The sequence below is a fragment of the Thermomicrobium sp. CFH 73360 genome, assembly GCF_023806465.1.
GTDB lineage: Bacteria > Chloroflexota > Chloroflexia > Thermomicrobiales > Thermomicrobiaceae > Thermomicrobium.
On sequence record NZ_JAMSLS010000002.1, the window covers coordinates 1 to 21,287 of the forward strand.

Genomic DNA, 21,287 nt, shown 5'->3' on the forward strand with positions numbered 1-21,287 from the left:
GCTTCAGCTCCAACGAGGAGCGGGTGCTTTCCCTCGGCACGGTCGCCCCGGAATACGCCAAGGAAGGGACACGGCTGCGGATTGTGTGGGGCGAGCCGAATGGCGGATCGCGCAAGCCGTCGGTGGAGCGGCATGTGCAGACCGAGGTCTGGGTGACAGTTGGACCGGCGCCGTACGCAGAACCCGCCCGCCGCTACCGCGAACAGTTGGCACGCTCGCGGCAGTAAACAGCCCTTCCGCGGACTCGTCCGAGCTCCCCAGGGTAACCTGGGGAGCTCGTTCGCTTCTGGGACAGCAGACCAAGACGATGTTCACCCTGGCAGAAGCACCGCGGTGTCCGTACACTTCCATGAGAGAGGAACGGACACAGCCGACCATGCCAACGATCCGCGAACAACTTGAAGAACATGAAGATGCTTGGCTCCACCCGGCTGCAACGCGTAGTCGTCAAGCCACACGGCAGCGATACGAGCCGGAGTGTCCGCTTCGCACTGCATTCCAGCGTGATCGCGATCGGATCATCCACTCGAAAGCATTCCGGCGGCTTAAGCACAAGACGCAGGTTTTTATCGCGCCGAGCGGTGACCACTTTCGGACACGTCTGACGCATACTCTGGAAGTGACGCAGATTGCCCGAACGATTGGTCGGGCGTTGCGGCTCAATGAAGATCTCATTGAGGCGATTGGCCTTGCCCACGACCTTGGTCATACGCCCTTCGGACACACGGGGGAACGAGCTCTCGCTGCCGTCTTCCCAGGTTTTCGCCACAATGAACAAAGCCTCCGCGTTGTTGATCGGCTGGAACGAGACGGTCACGGGCTGAATCTCACGAACCCAGTCCGTGACGGGATCCTGCGACACTCTAAAACGATGGAGAGTCTCTCCAGTTCCGTAGCCGGCTGGCCCACAACCCTTGAGGGTCAAGTCGTGAAGATCAGTGATGGCATTGCCTATATCAACCACGATCTCGATGACGCGCTCCGAGCGGGCCTTATCAACCTGGACGACGTTCCTCGCGAAATCCTGGACATCCTTGGTTGGACGCACAGCGAGCGTATCCACCGGCTCGTTGCAGATGTTATCGCGACGTCAGCACCACTCTTGGAGACGTTCACTCCTGGACAACCAGTGGTCCTTCTCTCTCCCGAGCTCGAGAATGTGGCAAACCGGCTCCGCTACTTCTTGTTCGAGCGTGTCTACGAGCCGCTCAACCAGCTTGAGTCAACGCGCAAGGCAGAACGACTCATCCAGTTCCTGTATGAACACTACGTTCGGCATCCAGAGGATATGCCTGAAGACTTCCGTCGGAACCTCACCGACGAGCCAGTGGAACGGATTGCTGCTGACTACGTCGCGAGCATGACTGACCGGTATGCCCTCGCCTGTTTTGAGGCGATCTCCATGCCTCGATTCTGGTCGTTCCTTGGGTGATGTCATGGGACGCGAAGACATCGAGCGCGTACGCGAAGCGATCGACATCGTGGACCTCATTGGGAACTACCTGCCGCTCCAAAAAGCGGGTAAGAATTTCAAGGCTCTCTGTCCATTCCATCAGGAGAAGACACCGTCCTTCTACGTGTTTCCGGAAACGCAATCCTTCTACTGCTTCGGCTGCGGCGCTAGTGGTGACGCTCTTACTTTTCTCATGCGCACCGAACACCTCAACTTCCGCGAGGCACTCGAACGCCTGGCCGAACGTGCTGGTATCACCCTCACTCCACTCCGGCCCGCCGACCGGGTGGAAGACGAGCGGCGCCAACGGTTACTCGAGCTGAACCGACTGGCAGCTGCATGGTTCTCACACGTGCTGTGGTCGACCGCCTTTGGTGAGCCGGCACGCGACTATCTCTCTCGACGTGGTGTCGACCACTCGACAGCGGAGCGCTTCGGGCTCGGTTTTGCTCCTGAGGCCTCAACGGCTCTGCTACGCTATCTCACGCGACACGGCGCGTCCCCAGAGGAACTCGTGGAAGCCGGCCTTGTCGTCCGGCGCGAGGATGGTTCGGTCAGCGATCGGTTCCGCAACCGGCTCATCTTCCCCATTCGCGACCAGCAGGGACACGTGCTCGGTTTTGGCGGCCGGACTCTGGGTGACGCCCACCCAAAGTACCTCAACTCGCCCCAAACCCTGCTTTTTGACAAAGGACGTGTCCTCTACGCGATCGACCTTGCAGAAGAGTCCATCCGTCAGCAGCGGACCGTCATCGTTGTCGAGGGGTATCTCGACGCCGTTACCGCTCACCAGTTTGGTTACACCAATACTGTTGCCTCGCTTGGCACCGCATTGACTGAACGACAAGCGCGACAACTTCGCAAGCTCGCCGATCGGATCTTGCTCGCACTTGATGCCGATACGGCTGGGCGACAAGCGACACTGCGCAGTCTCGAGCTGCTCCGCACCACGCTCGCCGACCAAGAACGGCCGGTCGCTGATCCGCGCCAGCTGATCCGCTTTGAGCGGACGCTCGGCATCGAACTCTCGGTCATCGTGTTGCCCGAGGGCTATGACCCCGACGACCTCATTCGTACTGACCGCGCGCGATGGGACCAAGCGCTCGGCCAACCTGTTCCCCTCATTGATTACTATCTTGATGTTCTAATCGGTGAGCAACGACCGGCTGACTCCCGAGCTGCGACCGAGTTCCTTCAGCGCGTTGCTCCCGTACTCACCGAACTCGGCGATCCCGTCCAGATTGACCTGTACACACGCTTGATTGCCCGCCGCCTTCACCTGCCGGAGGAAACCGTACGGCGTGCGCTCGCCACCTACCGGCGCCGCCCGCTGAGCGCGGTCAAAGCTCCGGTCAATCCGTCCGCAGGCACTCGTCCACTTACCCCAGAACAGCAATTAGTGGCGCTCCTGCTCCGCTATCCCGAAGTAGCCCGCGGACTCGCCGCTGAACTTGACGATGAGACACTCCTCGATGCACAACATCGAGAGCTTCTCGGGCTTGTGCGCGTTGGACGCACTCTCGAAGACGCAGATATTCCGGAAGAGCTGCGTCACTATGGGCAGAAACTGCGTGAGCGAATTGCAGCACAACCGGAACTTCCGCTCCCACTCGCCAGGCAGGCCATTCGCGACGCTTTTCGGCGGCTTCGCCGGGAACGCCATGACGAACGGTTGCGTTCACTCCTCAGCGAGGTGCGTGCGGCAGAAGAATCAGGCGATCGTGCTGCACTCCGAACAGCGCTCGAGCTCGTTGAGGCGCTGAAGCAACGCTTCCCGGAGTTCTACCCCGAGCCGAGCCCGTACTTCCGCGATACCCGGGATCCTGTCACATAGGACGCAGAACCCGTCGCAGTGCCTGAACAAGCGCATCGTCTTGCTCAGGAAGAACAGTGCGAACATCCAGTAGGAGGCGATCGTCGTCAACCCTCCCGACGACTGGCGGCTGACCAATCCGCAAGCGACGTGCCAACTCGTCAACCGAAAGACCGGGCACACTTCGCGCGATCGTTGCCGCCGGTATGGCGAGTGCCACGCTGGGCAACGTCTCTCCCGGCAGCGACCCGCCACCGACCGTCGCCTCAGTGCGGATGATTTCCCCTTCAATGATATCTGCTAACTGTTCGGCCCAGGCTCGGCAACGCTGAGCGAGCACCTCAATCGGAGCGGCGATCATGCGCCAGACCGGGACTTTCTCCACCGCCTCGCCACGCAGGTAGTGGCGCAGGGTCACAGCGGTCCCTGCAAGTGCCGTCTTATCGGCACGGACTGCACGGGCCAGCGGGTGCCGTTCGACGCGCTCGATTAACTCCTTTCGCCCTACGATGATGCCAGCCTGCGGGCCACCGAGTAACTTGTCCCCGGAAAAACAGACGAGGTCGGCACCGGCGGCGATTGCCTCCTGGACAGTCGGCTCGTGCGCCAGTCCAAAGGCAGCGGTATCGAGCATGGCGCCACTACCGAGATCTTCGATCAACAACAGCCCACGCGTCTGCGCGAGTTCCGCAAGTTCCCGGAGCTCGGGCTGCGCCGTGAAGCCAATAATACGGAAATTACTCCAGTGCACCGAGAGAATGGCTACTGTCTCGTCGGTGATCGCCTCGGCATAGTCGCGGACATACGTTCGGTTCGTTGTCCCGACCTCGACCAGACGGGCACCGCTCTGCCGGAGCACATCGGGGATGCGGAATCCTCCGCCGATCTCCACCGCCTGACTGCGCGAGACCAAAACCGAGCGTCCCGCACAGAACGTGCTGAGCACGAGGAGCACGGCAGCAGCATTGTTATTGACGACCAGCCCCGCCTCGGCTCCAGTGAGCAACGATAAGAGACGACTGAGTTCGGCCATGCGTCCGCCGCGGCGGCCAGATTCCAGCTCGATTTCCAGCGCAGTGTAGCGGCGGGCAGCTTCCAGCATTGCGAACGCTGCCTCCTCGCTCACCGGAGCTCGCCCGAGATTGGTGTGGATGATGACTCCGGTCGCATTGATGACCGGTTCGAGACGTGGCCGTATCAGGCGCTGGAGCTCATGCCGTAGCCACCCGACAACATCCGGCGGAGACTCACCCGCAAGGATGCGATGACGCGCTGCAGCGAGCACCTCTTGGGCTACTTGAACAACTGCACGCTCACCGAGCGCCTCGGCAAACGGGTGGATCTCCGGAAGCTGCAGGAGCGTTGAGACAGCGGGAAGCGAACGAAGGTGCCGCTGCGGTTGAAGGTCGCGCGTCGAGCGCTCGTTCATTCCTGGGCTCCGTGGTGATACGAAAAAGGCCGGCAAAGCCGGCCACCCGTCGGGGAGAGAGGATTCGAACCTCCGACCTCCGCGTCCCGAACGCGGCGCGCTAACCGGGCTGCGCCACTCCCCGCTTCTCCGGCGGCAGTATAGCATAGTGCACAGGAACTTGCCAAGGAAACCTAGCCTGACGTCCCGGCAGTCGGCTAGAATTGACTCTGTGCTGGGTGACGCGCCCGCGTAGCTCAGGGGAAAGAGCCGGGGCGTCCTAAGCCCTGTGGTCGGGGGTTCGAGTCCCTCCGCGGGCGCCGAGTGCGTGGAGCCCGCCGCCACCGGCCACTGGTGTCGGTGGTTTTGTTTCGGGCGCCTACCCTCGAGAGGAGGGATTTCAGGCGAGTGGAGACAGCGCTCGAGCACCGTGATTTCTTCCCTCCAGTCGGCATCCGGCGGGTGGCGATGATTAGCCTGCATACGTCCCCGCTCGCCCAACCAGGCATCGGGAGCGCCGGCGGAATGAACGTCTATATCCGCGAACTCAGCCGTCACCTAGCACAGCGTGGTGTTGAGGTCGATATTTTCACCCGACGCGACCATCCTGATCTCCCTCCCGTCGTCGAGCCAGTCCCAGGCGTCCGCGTCCTGACGCTTGACGCTGGCCCTGCAATGTCCCTTGCCAAGGAGCAGCTGTTCTGCTACGTACCGGAATTTGTCAGCGAGTTAGCGTACCGCGTTTACAGTCAGCAGCGTCCTTACGATGTGATCCATGCACATTACTGGCTATCCGGATGGGCCGCACACCTCCTCCAGCGATACTGGCCCATTCCGTTCGTTCAGATGTTTCATACGCTTGCGGTGCTGAAGAACGCGGTCCGGGCCAGTCCGCCAGAATCCGTGCTCCGCCTCCAAGTCGAGCAAGGACTCGCGCGCATCGCCGACGCAGTCATCGCCGCGAATCCAGATGAGCGTGAGACGATTGTCAGCGAACTTGGTGCCCCTCCAGGGCGCCTCTGCACTGTTCCGCCAGGAGTGGACGCAGAACATTTCCGCCCGTTGGACCGCGCTGCAGCCCGAGCACAAATGGGAATCGAACTGAATCGGCCGACCGCCCTTTTTGTCGGCCGAATTGACCCTGTCAAGGGCATCGACACGCTCCTGCGTGCGTGGCAACGCGTCCACGCAACACTTGCGAAAGAGCGGCCACTGCTCCTATTCCTTGGTGGAACCTTTCAGAATGGTCTGTCTGGGCCCGAGCCCGATCGGGTCTTAAACCGTGTCATTGCCGAAGCCGAGGCGCTCGGCCTTTCCGAGTCCATCCGTTTTCTTGGCTCGCGACCGCAAAGCGAACTCCCTCTCTTCTACAACGCTGCTGACGTCTGTCTTATTCCGTCACGGTACGAATCGTTTGGTCTCGTTGCCGTTGAAGCGATGGCCTGCGGCACGCCGGTTATCGCGAGTCGTGTGGGGGGACTCCGTTTCAGCGTGGAACATGAGGTCTCGGGGCTGCATGTACCCCCTGACGATCCAGATGCCCTAGCCGCGGCAACGATCCGCACGCTCACCGATCACAGACTCCGCTCCCACCTCCAAGTTGGTGCACGGCAAGCCGCACTCCGCTACTCTTGGCACCGGGTCACGACCGCCGTCATCAGGGTCTACGAACAGGTTGCACGCCGGGAAGCCGTACAGCCCTGTCCTGCGTGAGGGTGGAAAGGGTTGGCAATGGTCCAATTCTCGGTCGCCGAGGAAATCTTCACCACATTTCCGGACTATCTCGTGGTTGTGGTTGTGGCGCTTCATGTCGATAATCATTGCCATGTTGAAACTGCTCGTACTCTCTTGGCCGAGACAGTCCGCACAACGCAGGAACGGCTTGGAGGCACCGATCCGAAGGAATTGCGAGCGATTGCAGTCTGGCGACAGGCATTCCGGGTACTCGGCTGGTCAGCGAGCACCTATCAGAGCTCAGTAGAATCTCTCCTTCGGCGGACTCTCAAGGGAAATCCACCACCCAGCATCAATCCCGCCGTTGATCTTGCCAATGCGGCCTCGCTGCGCTTTCTGGTCCCGATCGGCGCTCATGATCTGGAGAGTGCCCCACACGGCCTCACTGTTCGACCAAGCCGGGCTGTGGATCGGTTTCTGCCGCTCAATGAGGGTGAGGCAGAGATCCCCGAGCCAGGTGAGTTCATCTATGCACACGCCGACGAAGTCCGCACCCGCCGCTGGGTGTGGCGACAGAGTCGACTTGGCCTTGTGACACCAGACTCGCGCAGGATTTTCTTCCCCATCGACGCCTTCCGTCACGTGACCGAGCAGGCGGCACAAGAGGCGGCCGACTGGCTTGCCGAGCAACTCCGGACACTGCTCGGTGCGTCGATTTTGCGCGGAGTCGTCGATCGGGAGCACCCGGAGATCCACCTCAACAACATCGAGCAACCTTCGTGATGAGGGAGACTGATGACACGGCACCTTCCAGATCACACGGTAGATTCCGACGGTGTCAGCGCTGCTGATGTGCCGCTCGATGCCGCACCAAACTCGGCTTAGATACGGGTTTCTCCTCGACCAAATGGGGAGTTGAGACGTTGGGCTGACCACCGGAGGAGCGTCCGGGCGATTTGCCGGGCCGTGCTCCGTTGTCAACACCCCGCAACCCATCACCGCGTTCCTCTTGACAGTCAGACAGAAGACTGTTACGATGCAAGCTGGGCAGGCTCAGTCAGTGAGCTGGAGACCGTGACGACGCCAAGGCAAGCCGACGAACTTCGAGAAGATTCCCCGACCAGGCGCTTCTTGCCTGTTGCTCCCCGCCGTGTCTATCCCCTGAAACGCCGTTCCCGCGTTCACTAGCTCTGCTGGACAAGACGCTTGTCCACGTCCAGTTTGCCGAAAGAAGTGAGGCGTGCCTTTCCGGTGCGACATCGGATGGTCACGCGGTCATCATGCAACGTGTTCGGAAAGACGGAGGGAACGGCATGCTCGAGGGAACGTTTGTTGCAGTCATAACCCCGTTTGTAGGTGAGAGGCTCGATGAGCAAGCGCTCGGTCACCTCGTTGATTGGCTTATTACCGAGGGAGTTGACGGTCTTGTCCCATGCGGGACGACTGGTGAGACCCCGAGTTTGAGCGATAATGAATGGCGACGCGTGGCCGAATTGGTGATCGAGCGCACAGCAGGCCGGGTTCCGGTCATCGTCGGCACTGGAACGAATTCGACTGCCGTGAGCATTGCCCGCACGCGAATCGCACGCGAGCTTGGTGCCACCGCAGCAATGGTTGTCACACCCTATTACAACAAGCCGCAGCAGGAAGGTCTCCTGCGGCACGTCGTCGCGATCGCTGACGCCGTCGATCTGCCATTGGTGGTCTACAACGTCCCCGGGCGGACCGGAGTCAACCTTACCCCCGAGACGGCGCGCCGGATGGTGGAGCAGGCACCGATCGTCGCCATCAAGGAGTCAAGCGGTTCGCTCGATCAAGTCAGTGAACTCGTCCTTGCCGTGGGGGATCGCTGCGCGATTCTCAGTGGCGACGACTCGCTCACACTTCCAATTCTCGCCGTGGGTGGTCGCGGTGTCGTCTCCGTCCTCGCCAACGTCGCCCCAGCAGCCACCGCCGCAATGGTCCGTGCTGCACTGCGTGGAGAACTCGAACGCGCGCGACGCCTCCATCACGAGCTTTTCTTCCTGGCTCGCGCGTTGTTCATCGAGACGAACCCCGTTCCCGTCAAGGCCGCTGCGGAGCTGCTTGGCCTGTGCCGTGCCGACGTTCGTCTTCCACTTGCACCACTGACCCCTGCGAATCGAGAGCGCCTCCGTGCGGTCCTCGCCTCCTGCCCGCACACAGCTGAGCGCCTTCCTCACGCCGTAGGGGAGGTTGCCTGATGCTGCGCCTTGCGCTTATCGGGATCACTGGACGTATGGGGCGGGTCGTTGCTGAATGCGCTGCCGCCGCACCAGACATCGAGCTTGTCGCTGGCCTGGTGAGTCCCAGTCGCGACCTGGCGGAGACCTCCCGCGTGCTTCCGCGCACCGTCCGACTCACGCATGACCTCTCCGAGCTCGTCTCAGGTGTGGACGTCGTCATCGATTTCAGCCGTCCAGAGGTGACGGCTGATGCGGCACTCGCTGCAGCTGACTCGGGCGTGGCCTTTGTGAGTGGCACGACCGGACTTCGGGAATCGGAGTTCGCTGCCATACGTCAGGCTGCAACATCGATTCCAGTTGTCCACGCAACGAATTTCAGCATCGGGATAGCGGTGCTCTTGCGGATCGTCCCGGAGCTCGCACGGGTACTCGCGAGCTGGGACTGTGAACTCATGGAGAGACACCACCGGCAGAAGCGTGATGCACCATCCGGCACGGCGCTGACGCTGGCACGGGTCGTGGCCGCAGCACGAGCGGCCAACACCTCATTCGTGTACGGGCGCGGGCCCGGGATCGCCACGCGCCAGCCGGGAGAACTCGGGATCCACGCAATTCGTGCCGGGGGCGAAATCGGCCGACATGCGCTGCTTTTCGCCTCCGACGAGGAAGGAATCGAGATCACCCATTGGGCACAGAGTCGGCGCGCTTATGCAGCTGGGGCGCTCGAGGCAGCCCGCCGCCTCGTCGGCCGCTCCCCTGGCCTGTACCAGTTCACTGACCTCCTTTATGAGATGTAATGTGCAACGTGATCCCGCCGACCCAAGGGTCGGCGGGGTATTCTCGTCCCAGACCACATGCTGTAGGATCGGGTGACAGCTTGGCAGTTAACCTCATCACACGAGGGGGCGAAATGACCACGATGCGATTCGGTATCCACGTTGGGCCACAGAACACAACGGTGGATGAACTGCGCCGACTCTGGCGCTTTGCTGATGCACATGACTTCCACTGGTTCTCGGTCTGGGATCACTTCTACGCCCGCACCTCCGACCAGATTCCACACTTCGAAAGCGTCGCTCTCCTTTCGGCGATCGCCTGTGAGACGCAGCGCATCCGCTTCGGGTGTATGGTCTTCGCGGTCCAATTCCGAAATATTGGGCTGCTTGCCAAGTCCATTGTCACCATCGACCACCTCAGCGGTGGACGACTCGAAGTTGGACTCGGCGCGGGATGGCACGAGCCGGAGTATCGGGCCTTCGGTTACCCGTTCCTCTCGGATCGTGAACGACTTGACCAGCTTGAGGAAGGTATACAGTCCCTGCGTGCCTTGCTCGAACAGGATGCTGTGACTGTTGAGGGACGGTGGATCCAGCTTCGCGAGGCCCGCGTGCTCCCCAAGCCACTCCAGACTCGACTCCCACTGTGGGTTGGTGGCGCCGGGGAACGTCGCACGGCCCACATAGCGGCACGGTACGCCGACGGCTGGAACATTCCGTACGTGAGTCCTGAGGGTTTTCGTCAGAAGCGGACTGCACTCGAGCACTGGTGCGAGGTGGAGGGACGCGACCCGGCTACAGTTCGCCTCGCAGTGCAGGTCGGGTTGTACATGGCCCCTGAAGACGACGACCAGGCGGTGGCACGTCTCCGTGCCCGTCTCGCAGAGCAAGTAGGGCCACAGGCCCTTGAACAGCCCGGATGGCTTGTTGGCGGCCCAAGCAAGATCATCGAAGAGCTCCAGGCCTATCGGGACTCGGGGGCGGACTGGATCAACGTCACTGTACGCCCCCCGGTCGATTTTGAAGCTCTCCAAGCCTTTGTCGACCGGGTTATGCCCCACTTCACAGGCCGCAGCTAACTCACTCGCGCGCCCAGCCAAAAGAGTGCCGCTGTCGCCTTTGGCGACGGCCCAGTTTGTGATGGTGGCTTCGGATCGTGGACTGTTTCCGGGGGAAGACGATCTCGCAAAGCGCTCGGCTTCCCGACCATTCTCATCAGGTGGCCGAGGTCACCTCATCCGGCTTTGTGGCAAGCGTCGTCCAGTGCGCGTGAACGGTCTTCACACACCACAATCGGGCCCGACGAGCGGCGCCGGGCCCCCGAAAGCTCCGTCAAAGACAGGCTGCATGGCTCGCCGACGAGCGGGAGGCGGGACTCCGACCAGACGAGCGACGCAGTGGAGCACTGCCTAGCCGGCTCCACGCCCGCCCCATCAGCCGTCTCATGATGGAACACGCGTTTGCGCCGCGCACTCACCAAGCCGTAGCATTGTAGAGGGAGAGACGTGGTGGAGCGAGGAGCAAGGGCTGATGTGGCAGAGACTGAGTTCATTCGTATCGCTCCTCGTCCTCCTAAGTGCGGGTTGGCTCACATTCGCGCAGCCCACGTCATGCTTATGCGGCGCTGACCTGCCCCACCCACACCTCTGGTTCGAACTTCCCGGACACCACCATGGCCATTCGTCTTCCGCGACCGCGGGCGCATCAGCAAGTCGAGATCTCCCCACGGGACCAAGCGTCAACGCACCACCCCCGCTCGTACCGTTCGGCAGTACTATGCCAATCATCCTCTTTGGCGTGTTCCTCCTCAACCTCGCGCTCCTGCGCCAGTCATGTCGCGAGATTCGCCACGCGCGGCCTACAGGCAGAACAGTGAAACCGCCGGTGCCCCCACCGCGGCTGGCTACCAGGGAAAGTCGGGTCGCTCGCCACGTATCCGGTGTCTGACTTGACGTCATTGCTGAGGTGTCCGTGTGATGGTTCGCCGCTTCGCGTTGGTCACGGTTCTCTTGGCGGCCACGCTCTCAATCGTGTGGAGTGCGATAGCCGCCCCACAAGTCCTCCCTCGACTGCGACTCGCTCCGGGCTTCGGTCTACAAGACCCTACCGGGGAGACCGTCTCGAGCGATTCCTTGCGAGGGAGCACGCTTGTTGTCACTTTTGGACCAGCGCAGTGTGATGAGCGCTGTCGCGCATGGGGTCGAACAGTCGCGACCGCACTCCCGCGAGATCTGTCTCCGGAGCAGTTCCAGCTGGTCTGGATTGTCACCTCACCTGCCACACCTGCGGACCTTGCAGCGCTCGAGGGGCAGCTGCCCGCTGCGCCACTTCCGTGGCGTGTCCTTGGCACCGATGACGCGCGACAGCTGGAACTGGTTCTCGCCGGTTTCCGTGTGCCGCGTGTCGTCAGCGCTGCCGGTTCGCTGCCCGACCCGATTCTCATCATCGTGGACCCTGCCGGGATCGTGCGGGCTGAATATCGGGTTTCCCCGCAGCCGCAGGTAATTGCACAAGATCTGGCAGCGCTGAAGAAGGAAATCCGAGAGAGTCGTGGACTCCGGCGTTATCTCTACGAAGCGGCGCACCTCTTCACCTGCAACGTTGGAGGACTCTGATGCGACCAACACGTCCCTGGATCCGCCGAATCGTCATCGCCGAGCTCGCCCTGATCGCGCTCGTCCTCATCGTCACCGGCTGGTTCTACTGGCAGTCACGCGCAGCCACTACCGCGTTCAATGGGATGCTGCTTGATCCCCCGCAAGACGTTCCTGTAGTCCGCCTTCAGGGAAGCGACGGGCAAGCGCACGCCTTGACCGACTTCCGCGGCAAGGTGACCGTTGTCTTCTTCGGCTACACGCACTGCCCGGACGTCTGCCCGATGACCGCATCCACTGTCACGCGGGCACGCGAGCTACTCGGGAATCAGGCAGATCGCATCCAGTTCGTCTTCGTCTCCGTCGACCCGGAACGCGATACTCCGGAGCGACTTGCCAGCTACTTGGCAAAGTACGACTCCTCCTATATCGGATTGACTGGTGATGAGCAGGCGATCCAGGAACTCGCCACGGCCTTTGGAGTCCACTACGCGAAGGTCCAATCGACCTCCGCTCTCGGGTATCTCGTCGAACATACAGCCTCGACCTTCGTGCTCGACCGAGAGGGTCGATTACGCGCTGTCCTCCCGTTCGGGTTGACACCGGAGCAAATGGCGAGCGACCTCCGCACGCTGTTGCGGTCTTGAAGGTTCTGGTAGTACCGAACAGTCGTGGGAGGAGCACCATGGTACGACGAGTGATTCGCTCGTATCGCACGATTGCGCTGTGGATCGTAGCGACGAGTCTACTTTTTAGTGTGGCCTGTGCCGGAGGAACTACCCCAACGCCAACAGCCGCATCGTCACCCACCCCGGCAGCCGCGGTTCAGCCCTCACCGACCACTGTACCGAGCCCTACACCGACCACCCCTCCGACACCCACCCCGGTCCCAACTCCGACACCAAGCGCCATGCACGGGACGCCAACGATGGGTCACGGCATGGGGATGGGCATGGCGACACCACCGGTGCAGAACGAGTTCCGTGAAGGCCCGTTCATTCTTCGCAACGTCTGGGCTCGTGCTGCAACACAGGCTGACGGCCTCAGCGCAGTGTACATGGTGATTGAGAACACCGGTGACCAACCCGACCGTCTCCTCCACGCCCACTGTGACGCTGCCCAGACGGTTGAACTCCATGAGACCAGAATGGAAGGCGGTGTCATGAAGATGCAACCGGTCGACGGCATTGATGTGCCAGCGAAGGGAACCGTCGAACTCAAACCGGGTGGTCTGCACGTCATGCTCATCGGTTTGACACGCGACCTCAATCCGGGTGACACCATCGAAGTGGAACTCCACTTTGAACAAGCTGGGCACGTCCACGTGGAAGCGACGGTCGTCAAACCTTGACGCAGGAGTTCCAACCGGCGGCGCCAGGGGACAACCCCTGGCGCCTTTTGTCTTCCAATCTTCTCTCCACCCCTGAGGATGACGTCTCACCAACACGTGTCGGTCCCTGCTCGCCACTCTTCACAGGGACCTCATTCAGGTGATCTTCCACGCTCAGCGTCATACCCAGCGTCTCGGTCTCGCGCAGTCGACGCCGGTAGGCCATGTGATCTTCGGCGCTCAGCGTCATACCCAGAAACAACTCCTGCTTCTTCTGCCTCGAATGTTGACCTGTGGTAGTTCTCATGACGACTCGAGGACCGCGGTGTACCTCCAGGGCTCTCCTGTTCCCTGGAAGTGCGCAGTACTACAATTGCTTCAACACTTCCTCGGTCTTTGCACCGTTCTTTGTGCCATGGGATACCTTTTGCGATACCTGCCCTTGTGAGGCGCGTTTGAAGCGGTTCTCTGAGTAGTACGGCTCACGAGCCAATCTATTGTGGAATAGCTTGCGTTTCCGTCATCGCTGGGCAAAATAAACCCATACTTCGGTCTGTGAGGCAGCGAGGACAACCGTGATGAAGCCCCAAGGGACCACCGACGCAGCGATCCACCACCCCCACCGTGCCCTCACCTTCTTCGCTCTTTACGCCACGCTCTTTCTGGTCGCTTGTCTCCGGACAGCACCAGAGCCGACACCCCTGCCTACCACCGATCGATGGTCACTCACCATTCAGACGCTCCGCCTTGAGCCAGGCACCACCCCCACGCTCCGTATTCGGCTCGCACCCCCGAGCACTGCCAGTTCGACCATTGTTCAGCTCGAATTGGCTCCCCCAAACGGCGCGTTTACCGTCGTTCTCCTCAAGGAAGTGCGTCAGGCAACTTTCGAACTCGCTGTGGACCTCGGAGAGCATTTCGGTCCCAACATCCCAAGTGGTACCTGGCGTGCCCGTCTCGTTGACCAGCATGATCAGAGCCGTGTCTTAGCCGAAGCGAGCTTTGTGATTCTTCCCAACCCGTAGAGCGTCACCCTCTGGGAACTTGTCTTGCCAACGATGCCGACCCTCGCTGATCATTGTGCCAGCAGCAGTGTGCCTGTGGAGATCGGGATCCGCCACCGCACAGGAGCGGGCCAGGAGACAGTCGTCCTTTATGCCGTCGTGGTCTCACCGTCCGGCCAGCAGTTCGTGACTCCTAGTCTTACTCTCCGTGGTTCAGAGGCCACGACGCTCCAGCTCTCCCTCTGCACGGTGACAGGAGGAAACGTGGTTCCCCCGGGTGCCTGGACCGTCCGTTGGCACCGGAAGGACGCTCCAGAACAACCGATCGCCGTGGGTCAGTTCACTGTCACTCAGCCCCCCACCCCACTCCAGCCCCCAACGTGACTCTGGTGTGGCAACTACCACAGCAACCCGTTCAGCTTGGGTCCTGCGATGACGTCGTCACGGTCCGGCTGAGGAACGCAACAGATTCGGTTGGTCAAGCACTCTCGGTCATCGTCCAGGTTGCCGCTCCCGGCCGCGAGCCAGTCAACCTGACTCTCCTCACTTTGGTCCAGGCTGATTGGCAAGTGCTTGAACTTCGTCCATGTCAAGTCGTAGGCAACCAAGACATTGCCGGAACGTGGCAACTCCGTGCGTTACACGCAGGAACCAGAGAGCCAATTACTCCATGGGTCTCGCTCGATATCGGTCCGCTCCCTTCCCCGTCACCGACTCCCTCCATGCCGCCACCGCAGCAGCCCCAGCCCCCGCCTGCTACTCGACCGCCGGAGTCAGCACCGCCTCCTCCACCCGCCGCCGTCGTCGATACTGACCGCGACGGGCTCAGTGACGACGAGGAACGCCGCCTTGGTACCGACCCGGTGAACTCCGATACCGACGGAGATGGCCTCAGCGATGGCGAGGAGGTCCGCCGATACGGGACAGATCCACGATCGCACGCTACCGATGTGGACGGAACGTGGGACGGCCAAGAAATCCTGCAAGGGAGTGATCCATTCGACCCGTGCAGTCCATGGCAGTTCGCCTACAACTGCCAACAGCACTAGCTTTCACGCGAGGATGCCAGGCTAATTTTTCTGTTTCCTATGAGTCTGCTCCCAAGTACTGCTCCAGCCGCGCCTGGAAATCGATCCAGATGCGCTGCTCCATAGCACTTTCCCGCGTCGCGGTCCAACTGGGCACAACGGATGCCCTCGTCGGCCATCACCCACCCTACGGCCACGCTCGCACATGCGACAATCGCTCGCTCGAATCACACTACCCTGCCAAAGAGTAAGATGAACGTCCTGAACAAATCGAACTCCAGGGTGACTCCGCAGCCGACCACCCGTTTCAATCCATCCGTTGTATCCCCACAGGCGAGCTCTTACTGACACCGGCCTGCCTGTGGGCCAGGAGACGCTGTTGGTGATCCGTCCTCACCAAGTGTTCGACAGAGCCAAAAGAGATTCAGACGGCGGCCAATGAGCTCTGCGCGCCAAGTATGCTGTGGAGGTCGGACCAGAAGCAGCGCACCGACTGTCGATCCCTCCTTGGTGCAACGTGCGTCTGCCCCCGAGCTCCCACGTACTGGGCAGGCCGTTCGTCTTGGTGCTCTCTTCCCACTTTGAATGGCGGCGCAACAGGATGACGATATGGAGACAGACAACTCCCACTATAATTGGGCGGAGCGACCCGGTAGTGGCTCATCACGTAACAGAAGCCGGCTGCTGCCACACCTTCGCATTGATCGCGCAGCCATAAGGACGGTAACGGCGATGCCAGAGGCAGTGGTCGTGGAAGCGAGCCAGCTCGCAAACCTCCTGGCCGCGCTCCAAGCACGCAAGTATCGAGTGATCGGACCGACTGTCCGTGACGGGGCCATAATCTATGACGACCTGACTACGGTCTCTGATCTCCCCGTTGGCTGGACAGATGAGCAAGAGGCGGGAGAATACCGACTGCGGCGCCGAGACGACGGAGCGTACTTCGGTTACGCCGTTGGGCCGTACGCTTGGAAGCGCTTCCTTCACCCTTCACCGTTCACCCTGTGGCGCGCGCGACGAACGCCCGACGGTGTCATTGTGGAGCTGACCGATGCCGAACCGTCGCGCTTTGCCTTCCTCGGCGTCCGTCCCTGTGATCTCGCGGCCATAGGCATTCTCGACCGCGTCTTGCGTGACGGACCGTATGTCGACCCCTCGTATCGCGATCGGCGCGACCATGTCTTCATTGTCACTGTGCAGTGTGCCAACTTTAGTCCCAGCACCTGTTTCTGCGTTTCGATGGGCACTGGACCACGTGCTGAAAATGGCTTTGACCTGGCCCTCACTGAGCTTCTGGATCCTGGATCACACCGCTTCTTAGTTGAGATCGGCAGTGAGCGCGGGGCCGAGATCTTGCGCGAGCTTGCGCACCGTCCTGCTTCGGCAAGCGATTGGGAAACGGCTACTCGACTCGTTCATAAGACTGCGGCACGGATGGGACGCCAGCTCGAAGTCCGTGGACTCCCAGAAGCGCTCCTTGCCAATCTCGAGCACCATCGCTGGGACCACGTTGCAGCCCGCTGCCTCACCTGCGGGAACTGCACGATGGTTTGTCCGACCTGCTTCTGTTTCTCTGTCGAAGACCGCAGCGATCTGACTGGATCAGTGATCGAGCGGGTCCGCACTGCGGATGTCTGCTTCACCACCGCTTTCACTTACACAGCAGGGAAGTCGTTACGGCAGAGCGCACGCTCGCGTTACCGACAGTGGCTTACCCACAAATTGGCAACGTGGGTCACACAATTTGGCACCTTTGGATGTGTCGGCTGCGGGCGCTGCATCACCTGGTGCCCTGTCGGGATCGATATTACGGAAGAGGCTGCTGCGATCAGCGGGCTGACGCGCAAGGATGAGAGGCCATGAGCGACCGGGAGTTGGAAGAGTTTCTCGCCGTGCACCCGTTCACGGCCGACCTCGACGAGAGTCAGCGAGCCCGTCTTGCGAAACAGGCGCGTCTGGCCCACTACCAGCCGGACGAGTATCTCATCCAAGAGGGTCGTCCAGCCGATGCCTTCTACCTTATCGTCCAGGGTCTGGTCTCAATCGAGCTCTTCGTCCCCGGCCACGGGCCACGCCCGCTCCAGACTGTTGAAGGCGGAAGTGCCGTTGGTTGGTCGTGGATGCTTGCTCCCAGCCGTTGGGAGTTTGACGCTCGAGCCCTCGAACGAACGACCGCAGTGGTCTTCGATGCCGAGCGTCTTCGGGCGCTGTTGCTCGAGGACTGCTGTTTGGGCCTGCGCCTTGTTCAGCGTCTCTTGTTTCTTGTCACCGAACGTCTGAGAGCCGCTCGTCTGCAGTTGCTGGATCTCTACGGACCACCAAGGGAGCGCTGATGGTCAAAGCAGCAATCACAACTCCAGCAGCGACGAATCCCTTCATCCCGTTCCCTTTCGTTGTCATGAGCAGACGCCGCGAAACACGGGACACAGTGACGCTGCGTCTACGCCCTCTGAGGAATGTACGCCTCCTCGCGCAGCCCGGACAATTCATGATGCTCTCAGTCATCGGTGTCGGTGAAGTGCCCATCTCGGTGAGCGGTTTGCCACGCCGCCCTGGGGAACTCGAGCACACGATCCGCGCAGTCGGCTCGGTGACCCGTCACCTTGTCGCCCTGCGACCCGGAGACTACATCGGGGTACGAGGGCCATTTGGCACGTCCTGGCCGCTCCAACTGGCCCACGGACAAGACGTTCTCTTGATTGCCGGCGGACTTGGCTTTGCTCCTCTCCGTTCCGCATTACTTTCCATTCTCCGCGAACGCTGGCGCTACCGTCAGGTGATCGCTTTGTACGGTGCGCGAAGCCCTACCGATCTGCTGTACCGCCGTGACCTAAGCCGCTGGCAGCAACGGCCAGATCTCGTCCTCCGTATGACCGTTGATCACCCCGACCAATACTGGCGCGGACAGGTTGGGGTCGTTCCGAATCTGATTCGGCAGGTAGCAGCCTTCTTTGAGCCCGCCAACACCATTGCGATGATCTGTGGACCAGAGATTATGATGCGCTTTACGATACGTGAACTCCAAAAGCACGGCGTTCCGGATGAACACATCTTCCTCTCATTGGAACGGAACATGCAATGCGCGATTGGGCTGTGTGGGCACTGCCAGTTGGGCCCGTTCTTCCTCTGCAAAGACGGCCCAGTGCTGCCGTATAGTCGTCTCGCACCCTTCAGCGATATTCGCGAGTTCTGATTGGTGGGGAGGAAGCCGTGCCTCGGCAACGCCATAGACCGAAATTGGCGGTCTGGAAATTCGCCAGCTGCGACGGTTGCCAACTGACCCTGCTTGACTGTGAGGACGAGCTTCTCCTCATGAGTGAACTCTTTGAGATCGCGTACTTTCTTGAGGCGTCAAGTGCCGTCGTTCGCGGGCCGTACGATCTTTCCCTCGTTGAGGGAAGCATCACGACCCCGGAAGAGGTCGAGCGGATCCATGCGATCCGGCGACAAAGCCGCATTCTGGTTGCCATGGGTGCTTGCGCGACTGCAGGGGGCATCCAAGCAGTGCGCAACTTCGCGGATGTTGAGGACATGAAGCGAGTGGTGTACGCGTCTCCGGAGTATGTGCGGACCCTCGAACACTCCCTCCCAGCCTCAGCGTACGTCCCCGTCGATTTTGAACTCCCCGGTTGTCCACCGAGCAAAGCGCAGGTCCTGGAGTTCCTCACTGCCTTCCTCCAAGGACGCCGACCCTCGATCCCAACACACAGTGTCTGCATTGACTGCAAGCGACAAGGCGTCGTCTGTGTGATGGTCGCCGAGGGCATTCCCTGCCTCGGTCCGGTCACGCGGACCGGTTGCGATGCACTCTGCCCTCGTTACCGGCGTGGCTGCTACGGTTGCTTTGGTCCCATGGAGTCACCGAATACAGAAAGCCTGAGCGCCTGGTTCCTGGTCCGATCAGGACTCGCACCGCAACAGCTCGTTCCGCTCTATCGCTCCTTCAACGCAGCAGCACCAGCGTTCGTGGAGGCAAGCCAACGTTCCGCGGATCCTATCGGAGTTCAACAGGCCACCGAGTCACCGTGGACCCAGGCAGTCAACGAGCGGGAGTCTGCTAATGGTGAGCCATGAACGGCAGCGCACGATCCGCATCAGCGCACTCGCGCGCGTCGAAGGGGAAGGCGCACTGTTCATTCGGGTGCGCGACGGGAAGCCGATGGACGTTCGTCTCCAGATCTACGAGCCACCTCGCTTCTTCGAAGCCTTGCTCCGCGGCCGCCCCCACACTGACGCACCCGATATCACAGCCCGCATATGCGGTATCTGTCCGGTGGCTTATCAGATGAGTGCTTGTAATGCTCTGGAGAGCCTGTTTGGGATCACCATTCCTCCGGAAATACGTCAGCTCCGGCTCCTCCTGTACTACGCCGAGTGGATCCAGAGCCATACGTTACACGTGGTCATGTTGCATGCCCCTGACTTCTTGGGTGTTGACAGCGTCGTTCAAATGGCCCAGACCAATCGTGATCTTGTCCAGCGGGCATTGCAGCTCAAGAATGTGGGCAACCAGCTCCTCGCCCTGATCGGCGGCCGAAACATTCACCCGGTGAATGTCCGCGTCGGCGGATTCTACACTGTGCCCCGGCCTGATCACCTGCGTGCGCTCCGCGACCCACTCCAGCGGGGGTTGGAGACCGCTCTCACACTGGCACGGTGGGTCGCCCGCTTTCCCTTCCCTGATTTTGAGCCAAAGTACGAGTTTGTTGCTCTACGTCATCCGACGGAATACGCCATTCTGGATGGTCACGTCGTCTCAAGCTATGGAGTTGATCTCCCGGTGAGTCGTTTCGAGGAACTTGTTGTGGAGCACCAGGTACCGCACTCGACGGCCCTTCGCTACGAAATTGCTGGACGTGGCAGTTACCTCACTGGGCCGCTCGCTCGCTTCAATCTGAATTTCTCCCAACTCTCCCCTCTTGCCCAGGAAGTAGCTCATGAGACGGGGCATGTTCCACCGTTACAGAATCCCTTTCGGAGCATCGTTGTTCGCTGCCTAGAGATTATTCATGCGCTTGAACAGTCCCTGGCACTGATCGAGCGCTATGAGCCACCTGCTCGCTCCTGGGTCGAATACGAGGTACGACCCGGCATAGGCTTTGGAGCGAGTGAAGCGCCGCGTGGCCTCCTGTATCATCGCTATGAGGTTGGAGCAGACGGAAACATTAGGGAGGCACGGATTGTGCCACCTACCGCGCAGAACCAGAAACGCATCGAGGACGATCTTCGAGTCCTTGCGCCACGCGTGATCCAACTCCCCAAAGATCGTGCAACAAAATTCTGCGAACACGCGATTCGAAACTACGACCCTTGTATTTCTTGCGCTACACACTTTCTCCACCTTAACATTGTCGAGGAAGACGAGTGAGTAACCAGAAGATGCTCGTTATCGGTCTGGGAAACCCTCTGCGCGGTGATGACGGTGTGGGCATCTGGGTGGCCGAACACATCGCCGCAGCCAACTGGCCAGGAGTCATGGCTGTCGCACTCGAATCGAGCGACCCGACGCTCTTCTTCTCTCTCTGGCACGGTTTCACTTTGGTCTATCTTGTTGACGCAGTTATCGCACCATATCCAGTCGGTACCATTCTCCGGCTAAACCTTGCCCGGCGACGCCGAACCACTCGCGTGCCAACGGCAACGACGCATATCATCGATCTCTGGGAAATCCTCGAGCTCGCAAGGACATTCGGAGAGCTTCCCCCACGCCTCATGCTGTACGGGATCGTTAGTGACTCGTTTCAGTTCGGCAAGGGCCTGTCGCCGGAGGTTGAGCTAGCCGCACAAAAACTGTTGACTCGCCTCTGGCGGCTTGCGCAGCACATTGGTCGGCCACTGCCGCCCGGTACTGGCAGCGAACAGACATGGTGCGACACAGGGTAACAACCACAGCAAAGGCAATTCGTTTGCTTATCCCACGCGACAAGTCGTGGTGACCGGCTACCAGTGTCCTGACATTGCTCGCGGATGCCAGCCGAGTAATCCGTCCTCCTCACAGGATCT

The 21,287-nt window shown here is 60.8% G+C and carries 19 protein-coding genes, 2 tRNA genes and 1 pseudogene; 20 read left to right on the plus strand and 2 right to left on the minus strand.

Features of this window, described 5'->3' with window-relative positions; genetic code table 11:
• The 3 genes and pseudogenes from NET03_RS03360 to dnaG form a co-directional block, all read left to right on the plus strand.
• Positions 1 to 227, plus strand: a pseudogene (locus NET03_RS03360) (aminomethyl transferase family protein); the annotation flags it as partial.
• A 149-nt stretch (positions 228 to 376) separates the two neighbouring features.
• Complete coding sequence (locus NET03_RS03365) at positions 377 to 1,432, plus strand: deoxyguanosinetriphosphate triphosphohydrolase (RefSeq protein ID WP_252127487.1); 1,056 nt, start codon at positions 377 to 379, stop codon at positions 1,430 to 1,432.
• A gap of 4 nt (positions 1,433 to 1,436) precedes the next feature.
• A complete protein-coding gene (gene dnaG / locus NET03_RS03370) occupies positions 1,437 to 3,287 on the plus strand; it encodes a DNA primase (protein WP_252127488.1) in 1,851 nt (616 codons plus the stop codon).
• On the opposite strand, the gene selA is transcribed toward dnaG, so the two are convergent.
• Positions 3,280 to 4,695 carry an L-seryl-tRNA(Sec) selenium transferase gene (gene selA / locus NET03_RS03375; RefSeq protein WP_252127489.1) on the minus strand — a complete coding sequence of 472 codons (1,416 nt, stop codon included), beginning with the start codon at positions 4,693 to 4,695 and terminating at the stop codon, positions 3,280 to 3,282. The two genes, dnaG and selA, sit on opposite strands and share 8 nt — an antisense overlap.
• 49 nt (positions 4,696 to 4,744) lie before the next feature.
• Positions 4,745 to 4,819: transfer RNA gene (locus tag NET03_RS03380), tRNA-Pro, on the minus strand.
• Between the two features lie 101 nt (positions 4,820 to 4,920).
• On the opposite strand from NET03_RS03380, the gene NET03_RS03385 reads away from it, so the two are divergent.
• From NET03_RS03385 to NET03_RS03465, 17 genes are all read left to right on the plus strand, one after another.
• Positions 4,921 to 4,994 (plus strand) — tRNA-Arg (locus NET03_RS03385).
• Positions 4,995 to 5,082: 88 nt separating this feature from the next.
• The gene (locus NET03_RS03390) at positions 5,083 to 6,387 is read left to right on the plus strand and encodes a glycosyltransferase (protein ID WP_252127490.1); all 1,305 of its coding nucleotides are present in this window, start codon (positions 5,083 to 5,085) and stop codon (positions 6,385 to 6,387) included.
• An 18-nt stretch (positions 6,388 to 6,405) separates the two neighbouring features.
• On the plus strand, positions 6,406 to 7,131 hold the full coding sequence (locus tag NET03_RS03395) for a B3/B4 domain-containing protein (protein WP_252127491.1): 726 nt from the start codon (positions 6,406 to 6,408) through the stop codon (positions 7,129 to 7,131).
• Positions 7,132 to 7,661: 530 nt separating this feature from the next.
• Positions 7,662 to 8,570, plus strand: a complete 909-nt coding sequence (dapA, locus tag NET03_RS03400) for a 4-hydroxy-tetrahydrodipicolinate synthase (RefSeq protein WP_252127492.1) — start codon at positions 7,662 to 7,664, stop codon at positions 8,568 to 8,570.
• On the plus strand, positions 8,570 to 9,349 hold the full coding sequence (gene dapB, locus NET03_RS03405; RefSeq protein ID WP_252127493.1) for a 4-hydroxy-tetrahydrodipicolinate reductase: 780 nt from the start codon (positions 8,570 to 8,572) through the stop codon (positions 9,347 to 9,349). Before dapA ends, dapB begins: the two co-directional genes overlap by 1 nt.
• A gap of 113 nt (positions 9,350 to 9,462) precedes the next feature.
• Positions 9,463 to 10,407: an LLM class flavin-dependent oxidoreductase gene (locus NET03_RS03410; RefSeq protein WP_252127494.1), complete on the plus strand. Its 945-nt coding sequence runs from the start codon at positions 9,463 to 9,465 to the stop codon at positions 10,405 to 10,407.
• An 897-nt stretch (positions 10,408 to 11,304) separates the two neighbouring features.
• Positions 11,305 to 11,943, plus strand: a complete 639-nt coding sequence (locus NET03_RS03415) for an SCO family protein (RefSeq protein ID WP_252127495.1) — start codon at positions 11,305 to 11,307, stop codon at positions 11,941 to 11,943.
• Positions 11,943 to 12,569, plus strand: a complete 627-nt coding sequence (locus NET03_RS03420; protein ID WP_252127496.1) for an SCO family protein — start codon at positions 11,943 to 11,945, stop codon at positions 12,567 to 12,569. The genes NET03_RS03415 and NET03_RS03420 overlap by 1 nt, the downstream gene beginning before the upstream one ends.
• A 38-nt stretch (positions 12,570 to 12,607) precedes the next feature.
• The gene (locus NET03_RS03425) at positions 12,608 to 13,273 is read left to right on the plus strand and encodes a copper chaperone PCu(A)C (RefSeq protein WP_252127497.1); all 666 of its coding nucleotides are present in this window, start codon (positions 12,608 to 12,610) and stop codon (positions 13,271 to 13,273) included.
• A 557-nt stretch (positions 13,274 to 13,830) separates the two neighbouring features.
• Complete coding sequence (locus NET03_RS03430; protein ID WP_252127498.1) at positions 13,831 to 14,277, plus strand: hypothetical protein; 447 nt, start codon at positions 13,831 to 13,833, stop codon at positions 14,275 to 14,277.
• Positions 14,278 to 14,645: 368 nt separating this feature from the next.
• Positions 14,646 to 15,305 carry a thrombospondin type 3 repeat-containing protein gene (locus NET03_RS13745; protein ID WP_252127499.1) on the plus strand — a complete coding sequence of 220 codons (660 nt, stop codon included), beginning with the start codon at positions 14,646 to 14,648 and terminating at the stop codon, positions 15,303 to 15,305.
• A gap of 711 nt (positions 15,306 to 16,016) precedes the next feature.
• Positions 16,017 to 17,147, plus strand: a complete 1,131-nt coding sequence (locus NET03_RS03440) for a 4Fe-4S dicluster domain-containing protein (RefSeq protein ID WP_252127500.1) — start codon at positions 16,017 to 16,019, stop codon at positions 17,145 to 17,147.
• Positions 17,144 to 17,617 carry a cyclic nucleotide-binding domain-containing protein gene (locus NET03_RS03445; protein WP_252127501.1) on the plus strand — a complete coding sequence of 158 codons (474 nt, stop codon included), beginning with the start codon at positions 17,144 to 17,146 and terminating at the stop codon, positions 17,615 to 17,617. The genes NET03_RS03440 and NET03_RS03445 overlap by 4 nt, the downstream gene beginning before the upstream one ends.
• Complete coding sequence (locus tag NET03_RS03450) at positions 17,617 to 18,477, plus strand: FAD/NAD(P)-binding protein (protein ID WP_252127502.1); 861 nt, start codon at positions 17,617 to 17,619, stop codon at positions 18,475 to 18,477. The genes NET03_RS03445 and NET03_RS03450 overlap by 1 nt, the downstream gene beginning before the upstream one ends.
• A 17-nt stretch (positions 18,478 to 18,494) precedes the next feature.
• Complete coding sequence (locus tag NET03_RS03455; protein WP_353655771.1) at positions 18,495 to 19,358, plus strand: NADH-quinone oxidoreductase subunit B family protein; 864 nt, start codon at positions 18,495 to 18,497, stop codon at positions 19,356 to 19,358.
• Entirely contained in the window at positions 19,345 to 20,652 is a 1,308-nt protein-coding gene (locus NET03_RS03460; RefSeq protein WP_252127504.1) for a Ni/Fe hydrogenase subunit alpha, read from the plus strand. The genes NET03_RS03455 and NET03_RS03460 overlap by 14 nt, the downstream gene beginning before the upstream one ends.
• Positions 20,649 to 21,167 carry a hydrogenase maturation protease gene (locus tag NET03_RS03465; RefSeq protein WP_252127505.1) on the plus strand — a complete coding sequence of 173 codons (519 nt, stop codon included), beginning with the start codon at positions 20,649 to 20,651 and terminating at the stop codon, positions 21,165 to 21,167. The genes NET03_RS03460 and NET03_RS03465 overlap by 4 nt, the downstream gene beginning before the upstream one ends.
• The last annotated feature ends 120 nt before the right edge of the window (positions 21,168 to 21,287 follow it).